Genomic DNA, 11,806 nt, shown 5'->3' on the forward strand with positions numbered 1-11,806 from the left:
TTTCGTTAAATTCATATTATATAAGCGGATGTTATTATGCTCTCTACCAATAACTATTCTTATCTCATTCAAAAGATAGATGAGTTCATAAGGAAATACTATTTAAATAAGGTAGTCAGGGGCCTTATATATCTTGCCGCATCGTTTTTTGCCAGTTATATAGTGGTCACTGTTGCCGAGTATTATGGTAATTTTTCTCCTCTTATACGTACGTTTCTTTTTTATAGCTTTCTGCTCCTAAATGGGACCATACTCATTAACTGGATCATTCTCCCGCTTCTTTCCTTTTATAATCTGGGAAAGCACATTTCACACGAAAAAGCTTCTGAAATCATAGGCCAGCATTTTAGCCACATTAAGGACAAGTTACTGAACACCCTGCAACTTAAAAAACTGGCAGATGAAAACCATCATCAAAAATCTCTTATTGAAGCAAGTATTAATCAGAAGATCGATGATCTAAAGCCAATTCCCTTTACTTCTGCCATTCGCATTAATGATAACAGGAAGTATTTAAAATTTGCCTTGCCACCTCTGGCAATCATTTTATTTATCGGCGCCACAGCACCCTCAATTTTTTCGGAAAGCACTGAACGGTTATTAAAACACGATAAGAAATTCATTAAAAAAGCTCCTTTTGAATTCGTAATCCTTAATAAAAATCTTTCCTCAGTACAAGGTGACGACTTTGAATTGAAGATTAAAATGAACGGGAACGAAATCCCCCAGGATATCTATTTGGAAGATGGCGCCAACACATTTAAACTTGAAAAAGAAAATATAATCCGATTCAATTATACATTCAGGAACATTCAAAACACAAAGAAAATACGCCTTGTAGCTGGAGAATTTTCGTCTGACACCTATACCATTGCCGTGAAACGCAGACCAACCTTACTGAACTTTGATGTAATGCTGGATTACCCAGCTTATATTGGCAAGAAGAATGAAACGGTTAGCAATTCGGGAGATTTGATCGTCCCTGTAGGCACGCAGGTGAACTGGAGATTTAAGACTGGTAACACCAGTACCATTCAAATGACGCTTGGGACCAGAAACTTTACTATTAATCCATCAAAAGAAAACGAATTCAATTTTTCTTACCGTGCTCTCCAAAATACCGGGTTTACAGCCCGGCCGTTAAACGGAGAAGTAAGCACAAGTGATTTAGCTTCCTATACTATCAAAGTTATTCCGGATTTAAGCCCGGCAATACAATTAAATGAGCGTCCTGATTCTGTAAATACCAAAATGTTATATTTTGTGGGACAGGTGAGCGATGATTATGGCTTTTCATCCTTAAAATTCAATTATAAAATTTTGGATGGAGAAAAGGTTTCCAGGTCATATTCGAAGGTTATCCCATTCGACAGAAATACATTACAAAGCAATTTCTTTCATGTATGGGATATTAAAGAGATAAACGCTGCTCCCGGACAGCAAATTGAATACTATTTTGAAATTGCAGATAATGATGGCATCAATGGGCCAAAAGTTACCCGGTCTGTTGTTAAAACCGTTAAACTCCCCACTCAGGCAGAATCAGAAAGAAATATTGAGCAATCATCAAAAGCTGTGCAGCAAAAAATGGAGCAAGCCATTCGTCAGGCTGGCCAGATTGAGCGTGATGCCAAGCGTTTAACCCAGGATCTGATTAATAAAAAGAACCTGTCGTTTGAAGAACGGAAGCAGGTTGAAAAGTTACTGGAGAAACAAAAAGCGCTTGATAATTTAATCAATGAAGTAAAAAAAGAGAATAAACAGAAGCAACTCGAACAGCAGGATCTTCAAAACCCGTCTCAGGAGATTATTGAAAAACAAAAGCAAATTGAAGATTTATTCAATAATGTACTGGATGAAAAAACGAGAGAGCTTTTAAAAAATATTGAGCGCCTTCTTGAACAAAACAATAAAAACCAGACACAGCAGGAGCTGTCTAAAATGCAGGTTGACAATAAAACCCTTCAAAAAGAATTAGACCGCATTTTAGAATTATACAAACAATTAGAATTTGATCAAAAGCTTGAAAATGCTATAGATAAGCTTAAAGAACAGGCACAAAAGCAAGAAAAGCTTAGTGAGCAAAGTGAAAAAAAGAATGCTGATCCTGAAGCTTTAAAATCGCAGCAGTCTCAACTTCAGAAAGATTTTGATAACCTTCAAAAGGATTTAAAAGACATCGAACAAAAAAACGAAGAACTTGAGGAAAAAAACACTTTCGAGAATACTGAAAAGGAACAGCAGCAAATAGAAGAACAACAGCAGGAAAGCAGCGATAATCTCGAGAAAAACAATACAAAAAAGGCTGCCGAAAATCAAAAAAATGCTTCCGAACAAATGCAGCAGCTGGCTAAGAAAATGGAACAAATGCAACAGGAGAATGAAATGCAGGAAATGCAAATAAATATGCAGAATTTGCGTGAAGTATTATCTAACCTGTTGACCTCTTCATTTGATCAGGAAAAAGTAATGCAGAGTTTAAAGACAACATCTTTAAACGACCCTAATTATGTAAAACTTACACAAAAACAAAAGGACATAAAGGATAATCTAAAAATGGTTCAGGATAGCCTTTACTCTTTAAGCAGGCAGGTTCCACAAATCGAATCTGTAATTAACAAAGAAATTCAAACAATCAATACCAATATTGACTTTGCTTTACAACAACTATCCGAAAGGAGAACTGCCGAAGCAAACCGGAATCAGCAATACGCGATGACTTCAATAAATAATCTTGCTTTAATGCTTAGCGAAGTTGAAGAACAGATGCAACAGGCAATAAAAAATGCCAAGCAAGGCAAAGGCAAGGGCAAAGGAAAGAATCCGAGTTTATCTGAATTGAGCAAAATGCAGGAAAAGCTCAATCAGAACATGCAAAAAGCCAGAGAGCAAATGCAAAAGCAAGGTCAGCAACAAGGTCAAAAACCCGGAGAAGGAAAGGATGGGCAGCAGGGCCAGGGTAAAGGTCAAATGAGCGAGCAAATGGCCAGGATGGCACGTGAGCAACAATTAATTCGTCAGGCGCTGCAGGAAATTAATCGTGAAATGAATAAAGACGGTAAGGGTGGGATAGGCAATCTCGATAAAGTGACAAAAGAAATGGAACAAACCGAAACTGATCTCGTAAACAAGAAAATCCAACAGGAAACGTTAACCAGACAACAAGAAATCTTAACGAAACTCTTGGATGCCGATAAGGCTGAGCGTGAGCGCGAACTAGACACACAACGAGAAAGCAAGCAGGGAAAGGATCAAGCTCCTAATTATAAAATTGTACTCGAAGAGTTTAATAAAATTAAACAGCGCGAGCTTGAATTATTAAAAACTGTACCACCTTCACTTAATTCATTTTATAAATTGAAAGTAGGTGACTATTTTAGACTTTTAAATACTAAATAATCTATGATTACGAACCGCGTAGATATGTCAGATGATACCGTGTTATATACACTACAATTACCTTCAAAGGTTGAAAGTATTACCTCTGTAGAGAATTTTGTAGATTCCTTAAAAGACGAATATAACATTGGTGATGACACCTATGCCAATATGTTGACTTGCTTAAGCGAGGCGACAATAAATGCAATTGTACACGGCAACAAGCAAGACGAAGATAAAAAAGTTTATATCAATCTTGAAGTACAAGCGGGCAAGCGCTTGCAATTTACCATAGCGGATGAGGGGGAAGGATTTGATTATAATAGTCTTCCTGATCCAACCGCGCCAGAAAATCTTGAAAACCTAACCGGAAGAGGTGTATTTATAATCAAACATCTTGCAGATCAGTGCATATTCAATTTGAAAGGTAACGAGATCGAATTACACTTTAAAGTTTAAATGAGCCGTTTACCCATTTATTTTTTCTCTGAAGATATCTCCTTTACACTAAAAGACAAAACCCTCATTCGTAACTGGATAAAAAATACAATCACGTCTGAAGGTAAAAAATTAAAGGAGCTTAATATCATCTTCTGCAGTGACAACTATCTTCTTGAAATAAACAAACAATATTTAAATCACAATACATTCACAGATATTGTAACTTTTGACAATAGCGAAAGTTCGGGCTCTATATCCGGTGACGTTTTCATAAGTATTGAACGCATCCGGGAAAATGCCTCAAAATTCAAAGTCCCTGAGAGAGATGAACTTCACAGGGTTCTGATCCATGGAACGCTGCATCTTTTAGGATATAAAGACAAAACCAAAGTGCATAAAACCCTTATGACTAAAAAAGAAGATCAGTATCTTGAGTTAAGAGGCTTCTGATGCCCCTTAATTAATTATTGCATCGGAACATCAATAACGAGCAATTTAACCTTGCTATCCGCTTTAAATTCAAAACTTTCGGTATCGAATACTCCGATTGCATCTCTGCGTTTCAACATCCGACCGGCAACTTGCACTTCTCCGTCGATTACGAAAACATATGCCCCATTACCAGCATGCTTTATAGAGTATTTCGCTTCCTTTCCGGCCTCAAACTCTCCTATAGAAAAATAAGCGTCCTGATTGATCCACATAGACTCAGCGTCCTTTTGAGGAGAAACTAATACTTGAAACGCATTATGTTCTTTTGCAGGATCAAATCTTTTCTGCTCGTAGCGTGGGGTAATATTGCGAGTTTTCGGGAATACCCAAATTTGAAGAAGATTAACCTCCTCTGACGAAGATCCGTTATATTCGGAATGTTGTATCCCGCTACCAGCCGACATAATCTGAACCTCCCCATAGTCAATTGTTCCTTCGGACCCTAAACTATCTTTATGAGCCAAAACTCCTTTTAATGGAATAGTTACGATCTCCATATTATCATGGCCATGGGTACCAAAACCCATTCCAGGCGATATTGTATCATCATTTAACACCCTAAGTAATCCAAAATGTGACCGGGCAGGGTTATAAAAACTTCCAAAACTAAATGAATGTGCTGCCTTGAGCCAACCGTGATCAGCAAAGCCTCTTTCCTCCGCTTTATGAACTATAGTCTTCATATATATAATTTAATGATTATCCTTAACGTAATAGCTATCTCATATAAATACATGTTTAAACATGCAATAGTTATACCATGCTAATAAATCCTTATTTTTGTGCGCTTTAATCATTAGTAAATTTGAAAAGAGTTATTATAGCAGGCGCAAGCGGACTAATTGGCAGTAACCTTCTTAAACTCCTCTTAAATAAAAAAGAGTTTGGAGAAGTTGTTGTGTTGGTTAGAAAACCATTGCCATTAAGTAATGTAAAATTAGTACAAATTATCACAAACTTTGATTCATTAGAAAAAGTAAGAAATGAGATTTTTGGAGATGCTCTTTATTGTTGTCTTGGTTCAACAAAAAGCAAAACTCCAGACGTCCTTGATTATCGAAAAGTAGATCATGACTATCCGGTAACATTAGCTAGAATAGCCTCAGAAAACAAGGTGGCACAATTTCATTTAATTTCCTCATTAGGAGCGGATACAAATTCAAAAATTTTTTATTCCAAATTAAAAGGAGAGACAGAGAAAGATATAATAGAATTTTCTTTTAAAAGCATTCATATCTATCAGCCCTCTCTGTTAACGGGGGACAGAAAAGAGAACCGATGGCTGGAAAGATTGGCAATTACCATAATGTCAATTCTCAACCCTTTTTTAATGGGAAGCCTAAAGAAATATAAAAGTATAAAAGCTATCACAGTAGCACAAGCAATGATTAATCAAACACTTAAAAACGTGGAGGGAGTACACATTTATCCTTCTCCTATAATTAAACAATTATCATGAGCATATTATCAGTAGAACAAATAGGACATGCTTTTAATGATAACTGGCTGTTTAAGGATTTAACCCTTGGAATAGCCAAAGGCCAGCGCATGGCTTTGGTAGGAATAAACGGCTCTGGAAAAACTACTTTACTACGCATACTTGCAGAAAGACTTAAGCCCAATGAAGGGAAAGTGGTTAAGGAAAAGGGCCTTCATATTGGTTATCTTGAACAGGATCCCGATTTCTCGGGGCATAAAACTATCGTTGACTATATTTATAGCCTCGACAATCAGCAGCAACAATTGATTAGAAAATATGAAGAGTTGATTGAAAATCCAGACGCTGACAGTAAGGCACTGGAAGATATCACCCATGAACTTAGTGAAGCAAACGCATGGGAATATGAATACCAGATAAAAACAATTCTGCAGCGTTTATCCATTACCCACCTTGAACAGGAGATCACCAGTTTATCAGGGGGTCAACGAAAAAGACTTGCTCTTGCGAAGCTTCTAATAGATGATCCGGAAGTTTTTATTCTAGACGAGCCTACCAATCATTTAGATATAGAAATGATTGAATGGCTTGAAAGCTTTCTTACGACAGGACAGAAAACCATAATTATGGTTACTCACGACAGATACTTTCTTGATAATGTATGCAATCACATTATTGAATTGGAAGACAGAAAGATCTTCCATTACCAGGGAAATTACGGATATTTCCTGGAAAGAAAAGCCGAACGTGAAGCGGATGATGCAGCATCTCTACAAAAAAACCGGAACCTGTTAAGAAAGGAACTGGAATGGATGCGAAGAATGCCTAAAGCCAGAACTACAAAGTCCAAATCAAGAATTGATTCTTTTTATGATCTTGAGAACAAAACTAAAGGAGGGAAGGATAACCAAAAAATCGAACTAAGCACAAAAGTTGCGCGCCAGGGAAATAAGATCCTGGAAATTGAAAAGGTATTTAAGAGCTTTAACGACAAACCCATTATTAAAAGCTTTACTTATACTTTTAAAAAGGGCGATAAAATTGGAGTTGCAGGACGAAATGGAAGCGGTAAATCAACCTTTTTAAATTTAATCACCAGTAATATAAAACCAGATTCTGGCGCGGTAGTACCAGGCGAGACCACACAATTTGGATATTACAAACAATCGGGACTGGAATTTAATGAAAATGAAAGAGTAATCGATATTGTTAAAAACGTTGCCGAATACATAACAATGGCGGATGGTAAAACACTTACCGCCTCCCAGCTTTTGACTCATTTCTTATTCCCTCCTGCGAAACAGCATAATGTAGTATCCAAACTGAGCGGGGGTGAAAAAAAACGGCTTCATTTAATGCGGGTTTTAATGAAAAACCCTAATTTTTTAATATTAGATGAGCCTACCAACGATCTCGACATTGATACATTAAATGTACTAGAAGAGTTCCTTGAGAAATACAATGGGGTTTTGCTATTGGTATCTCACGACAGGTATTTAATGGACCGGTTAACAGACCAGCTTTTCATCCTGGAAGGGGAAGGGTTTGTCGATATCTATTCAGGGAATTATACTGATTACAGATTAGAAAAAGAAGAGGATTCCAAAAAACCGGCCACTTCGAAATCCGAAATAAATCAAAAGCCCAAAGAAGTCAAGAACAAATTAAGCTTTAAAGAACAGAAGGAACTAGAATCCCTTGAGACTGAGATATCAGAACTAGAATATAGGGTCAAAGAATTAACTTCTAAGCTAAACAATACAACAAACCATGTCGAGTTAATTGATCTTTCTAAAGAGATTGAACAACAAAAAAATAAGATCGACAGCAGCACGTTACGTTGGTTAGAATTAATTGATCTTAAAGAGCAACAATAATGTTCCACGTGGAACATTCATAACTTGTTCCACGTGGAACATCGAAAATTATGTTTAAAAAATACGATATTATAGTAGTAGGCGCCGGACATGCAGGTTGTGAAGCAGCATCAGCAGCAGGAAATCTCGGTTCTTCTGTGCTGTTGATAACCATGAATATGGGTACTATAGCACAAATGAGCTGCAATCCCGCAATGGGCGGAGTGGCAAAGGGGCAAATCGTTCGCGAAATTGATGCAATGGGAGGTATGTCGGGTATCATAACTGACAAGTCTATGCTTCAATTTAGAATGCTGAATCTATCAAAAGGCCCTGCGATGTGGAGTCCAAGAGCCCAAACAGATAGAATGCGCTTTGCCGAAGAATGGCGCCTTGCTTTAGAGAATATACCAAACGTGGATTTCTGGCAGGATACCGTAAAAGAGGTGACTATAAAAGGTGGCAAGGTTACTGGCGTGATCACATCACTAGGAATCCCAATAGAAGCTGATGCTGTAGTCTTAACCAACGGAACATTTCTAAATGGACTGATTCATATTGGAGAAAAGAAATTTGGTGGGGGGCGAACGGCTGAAAAGTCCTCAACCGGATTGACTGAGCAATTGGTAGAGATCGGCTTTGAATCGGGAAGAATGAAGACCGGAACACCACCAAGAGTGGATGGCAGAAGTCTGGACTATTCCAAAATGGAAGAACAATGGGGCGACCCAGAAGGTGGAAGATTTTCATATACCAATGTAGACATCCCAAAAAAAGAAAGATGTTGCTGGATAACATATACGAACTCTGAAGTACACGAAACTCTTAAAGAAGGCTTTGAAAAGTCGCCGATGTTTACTGGCAGGATTAAGGGTTTGGGTCCTCGTTATTGTCCATCTATTGAAGATAAAATTAACAGATTCGCAGAAAGAGAAAGACATCAGATTTTTGTAGAGCCGGAAGGATGGAACACAGTAGAAATTTATGTTAATGGTTTTTCTACTTCTCTACCTGAAGATGTTCAATACAAAGCGCTTAAATTAATCCCGGGTTTTGAGAATGCAAAAATGTTCAGACCAGGGTATGCAATAGAATACGACTTTTTCCCACCCACACAACTCGGCCTGACGCTGGAAACAAAATTAATTCAAAACCTGTTCTTCGCCGGTCAGATAAATGGAACAACCGGATACGAAGAAGCGGCAAGTCAGGGATTCATTGCCGGAATTAATGCTCATCAAAAAGTTCATGATAAGCATGAATTAATAATGAAACGCTCAGAATCTTATATAGGAGTTTTAATAGATGACCTTGTAACTAAGGGTACGGAAGAACCATATCGTATGTTTACCTCAAGAGCAGAGCATCGCTTATTACTGAGGCAGGATAATGCAGATATAAGACTCAGCCCCATAGCTCATGAACTTGGGTTAATAAATGATGAACGTCTGGAAAAAGTTAAAAGCAAAGTAGCTAATTCTGATAAAATAGTTAAACACTTAAAGATTACGTCTATTGAGCCGGCTGAGATTAATGCTATTCTAGAGGATCTAGGATCAAGCCCCATCAATCAAAACGTGAAGATGTTTCAAATTCTATCGCGGCCACAAGTTTCAGTTAAGGATTTAAGAAAAGCGAATAAATCGTTCGATGAGTTACTAAATGAATTTGATAAAGAAACCATAGAACAATCCGAAATAAAAGTAAAATATGAAAGTTACTTTGAAAAGGAAATGGAGATTGTGAACAAGATGAAAAGGATGGAAGATCAGGAAATCAATCCTTCTTTTAATTATCAAACCCTGGTTTCACTATCAAAAGAAGCAAGAGAAAAACTACTTAAAATAAAACCACGAACTTTAGGTCAGGCCTCCCGAATTTCTGGCGTTTCACCATCGGATATATCGGTTTTAATGGTTCATTTAGGTAAATAAAAAATAACATCCTGATAATCAATATATTAAACAAATAAATGTGCGACTTAAATAAATCGCGTATAAGCGAATATTTTTATAATTTAATAGTAAGGCTCCAAAATTCAGTAAAATCGTTTAAATAGCGTTTAAATGCGAAATAGAATAAAGAACTTCCTTTACACCGTATACATTAGCTTGTTTTTACTCTCAGCTCAATTTTTTGGATGTGCTAGTATACAACACCCTACCGGAGGGCCCAGAGACAGTGTAGCACCTAAGATTTTAAAGGAAAGTCCAAAAAACTTTACGACATCATTTAAAGAAAATGAAATAAATATAGAATTTAACGAATACTATAAATTGGTGAACGAATTCAAGGAAATTAGTATTTCACCTGCTATGGAAAAATCTCCGATTTTCAAAGTCAAAAAGAAAATCCTGAATATCCAATTCCAGGAACCTTTGCAGGACAGTACAACTTATACTGTTAATTTTGGAAATGCACTAGCAGATTATAATGAAGGGAATGTTTTGAAGAATTACATGTATGTGTTTGCAACTGGAAACAAAATAGATTCACTTTCCATTAGCGGATCAGTAAAAAATACTTTAACAAAGGAGGCTGTGCTTGACGCCACTGTTTTTATACTACCCGTATCCCAGGATTCATTATTCGGAAAAAAAAGAGCCAGTATTTATACGACTACTGATTCATCAGGTAATTTTAGCTTAAAATATCTCCGTCAAGGAACGTACAATATATATGCATTAAATGAAAAAGGAGGGGATCGCATATACAACTCAACAAACGAACAGATCGGCTTCTTAAATAATCCTATTAAACTTAACAAGGATACCTCAGGTATAAATCTTGAACTCTTCAATGAACAGGCTAAAGATTTTAGAGTCACTGACCGTAAAATTGAAAAAGATGGTAGAATAAGCTATGTATTTAATAAGCAGCTGGAGAAACCTGTTTTACAAATAATTCAGCCTTCCGACTTGAACAACGCTAAGATTGTAGAGTTTAGTCCGACAAAAGATTCAGCCTATGTGTGGACAAAGTCAATGGAGTTTGATTCAATTACAGTTGCCTTTCAGGACGGAAAAATAAACCTCGATACACTAATAATAAGGCGTAATAAACGGGATACGTATACTAAAACCTTAACGATAACAGATAATATTTCCTCGGGGGGACTTAAACCGGGAACGGATATAACATTAACAATCTCCGCTCCGGTTTCAATAATAGATCCTAAAAAAATTACCTTGTTACAAGATTCAATACCAGTAACCGGCCTGCGGGTTTCGAGAGATAGTTTATCGACCCGAAAAATCCATTTTAAATACCCCTGGAAGGATGAAAAACAATATACCTTATCTATTAATGAAAATGGGCTAACGGGCACCTACGGGGGTACAAATAAAGCCTATACAAAACCATTCTCTAAAGATACACAAGACAGCTACGGAGTTTTAAGTGCAGTAATAACAGTTCCGGATTCTTCAAAATCTTATATAATAGAATTATTAAATTCTGAAGAAAAGCCTATTAAAACAAATCCGATAAAAAGGAATTCAACACTTACTTATCCGATGCTGGCTATCGGGAAATACTTCATTAGAGTAACCTATGACAAGAATAATAATGGAAAATGGGACACAGGAAGTGTTTTGGATAAAAGACAACCTGAAAAGGTTTGGAATCATCCAAAAGAAATTTCATTAAGGGCCAACTTTGATATAGAAGAGAAGATAACTATTCCGAAGGATCAGTAAACCACTTGGAATACATAATATAATTATTTGGTAACCTCTTCAAAAGTTCGCGTTGTTCTTCGGAAATAGCTTTGATCTTTTTTGCAGGACTACCTGCGTAAATGAAACCCGATTCACAGATCGTATTTTCAAGTACAACAGATCCCGCGGCTATGATAGAAAACTCTTCTACAACTGTATGATCCATCACAATAGCACCCATTCCGATAAGCACATTATCCCTCAGTGTACAGCCATGAACCAGGGCATTATGTCCGATCGAAACATTATTACCAATAGTGGTAGATGCCTTTAAATAGGTGCAGTGGATAACCACACCATCCTGAATATTAACATTATTTCCAATTTTAACAGAATTAACATCACCTCTGATTACGGCGTTAAACCAAACAGAACAATTGTCTCCCATCTCTACATCCCCAACCAAAGTTGAATTTTCTGCAATGAAACACTCAGTTCCCCACTGGGGCAATTTTCCTTTAACTGGTAAAATAAGAGGCATA

At 36.9% G+C, this 11,806-nt stretch carries 9 protein-coding genes; 7 read left to right on the plus strand and 2 right to left on the minus strand.

Annotation, left to right across the window (positions count from 1 at the left end; translation table 11 throughout):
• The first annotated feature begins 36 nt into the window (after nt 1-36).
• Genes WG906_RS12050 through ybeY form a run of 3 tightly spaced genes read left to right on the plus strand, consistent with a single transcriptional unit; the run spans nt 37 to nt 4,269 of the window.
• Nucleotides 37-3,399 carry a DUF4175 family protein gene (locus WG906_RS12050; protein WP_339992884.1) on the plus strand — a complete coding sequence of 1,121 codons (3,363 nt, stop codon included), beginning with the start codon at nt 37-39 and terminating at the stop codon, nt 3,397-3,399.
• A 3-nt stretch (nt 3,400-3,402) separates the two neighbouring features.
• Nucleotides 3,403-3,837, plus strand: a complete 435-nt coding sequence (locus tag WG906_RS12055) for an ATP-binding protein (protein WP_339992885.1) — start codon at nt 3,403-3,405, stop codon at nt 3,835-3,837.
• Nucleotides 3,838-4,269, plus strand: coding sequence for an rRNA maturation RNase YbeY (ybeY, locus tag WG906_RS12060; RefSeq protein ID WP_339992887.1), 432 nt, complete (start codon nt 3,838-3,840; stop codon nt 4,267-4,269).
• A 14-nt stretch (nt 4,270-4,283) separates the two neighbouring features.
• Here ybeY and WG906_RS12065 read toward each other — a convergent pair whose 3' ends face one another.
• Nucleotides 4,284-4,994 (minus strand): pirin family protein, encoded by a 711-nt coding sequence (locus tag WG906_RS12065; RefSeq protein ID WP_339992888.1) that lies wholly within the window; start codon nt 4,992-4,994, stop codon nt 4,284-4,286.
• 122 nt (nt 4,995-5,116) lie between these two features.
• On the opposite strand from WG906_RS12065, the gene WG906_RS12070 reads away from it, so the two are divergent.
• The 4 genes from WG906_RS12070 to WG906_RS12085 all read left to right on the plus strand — a co-directional run bounded on the left by WG906_RS12070 (nt 5,117) and on the right by WG906_RS12085 (nt 11,303).
• The gene (locus WG906_RS12070) at nt 5,117-5,770 is read left to right on the plus strand and encodes an NAD(P)H-binding protein (protein ID WP_339992889.1); all 654 of its coding nucleotides are present in this window, start codon (nt 5,117-5,119) and stop codon (nt 5,768-5,770) included.
• A complete protein-coding gene (locus WG906_RS12075) occupies nt 5,767-7,626 on the plus strand; it encodes an ABC-F family ATP-binding cassette domain-containing protein (RefSeq protein WP_339992891.1) in 1,860 nt (619 codons plus the stop codon). Before WG906_RS12070 ends, WG906_RS12075 begins: the two co-directional genes overlap by 4 nt.
• A 50-nt stretch (nt 7,627-7,676) precedes the next feature.
• On the plus strand, nt 7,677-9,539 hold the full coding sequence (mnmG, locus tag WG906_RS12080; protein ID WP_339992892.1) for a tRNA uridine-5-carboxymethylaminomethyl(34) synthesis enzyme MnmG: 1,863 nt from the start codon (nt 7,677-7,679) through the stop codon (nt 9,537-9,539).
• A 132-nt stretch (nt 9,540-9,671) separates the two neighbouring features.
• Nucleotides 9,672-11,303 (plus strand): Ig-like domain-containing protein, encoded by a 1,632-nt coding sequence (locus WG906_RS12085; protein ID WP_339992893.1) that lies wholly within the window; start codon nt 9,672-9,674, stop codon nt 11,301-11,303.
• Here WG906_RS12085 and WG906_RS12090 read toward each other — a convergent pair.
• Entirely contained in the window at nt 11,284-11,805 is a 522-nt protein-coding gene (locus WG906_RS12090; protein ID WP_339992894.1) for a gamma carbonic anhydrase family protein, read from the minus strand. The two genes, WG906_RS12085 and WG906_RS12090, sit on opposite strands and share 20 nt — an antisense overlap.
• Nucleotide 11,806 lies beyond the last annotated feature (1 nt).

The organism is Pedobacter superstes (genome assembly GCF_037622515.1).
Lineage (GTDB): Bacteria > Bacteroidota > Bacteroidia > Sphingobacteriales > Sphingobacteriaceae > Paradesertivirga > Paradesertivirga superstes.

Coding starts and splice junctions, on each gene's coding strand:
- WG906_RS12050 (WP_339992884.1), top strand. CDS start 37: ATGCTCTCTACCAATAACTATTCTTATCTCATTCAAAAGATAGATGAG.
- WG906_RS12055 (WP_339992885.1), top strand. CDS start 3,403: ATGATTACGAACCGCGTAGATATGTCAGATGATACCGTGTTATATACA.
- ybeY (WP_339992887.1), top strand. CDS start 3,838: ATGAGCCGTTTACCCATTTATTTTTTCTCTGAAGATATCTCCTTTACA.
- WG906_RS12065 (WP_339992888.1), bottom strand. CDS start 4,994: ATGAAGACTATAGTTCATAAAGCGGAGGAAAGAGGCTTTGCTGATCAC.
- WG906_RS12075 (WP_339992891.1), top strand. CDS start 5,767: ATGAGCATATTATCAGTAGAACAAATAGGACATGCTTTTAATGATAAC.
- mnmG (WP_339992892.1), top strand. CDS start 7,677: ATGTTTAAAAAATACGATATTATAGTAGTAGGCGCCGGACATGCAGGT.
- WG906_RS12085 (WP_339992893.1), top strand. CDS start 9,672: ATGCGAAATAGAATAAAGAACTTCCTTTACACCGTATACATTAGCTTG.
- WG906_RS12090 (WP_339992894.1), bottom strand. CDS start 11,805: ATGCCTCTTATTTTACCAGTTAAAGGAAAATTGCCCCAGTGGGGAACT.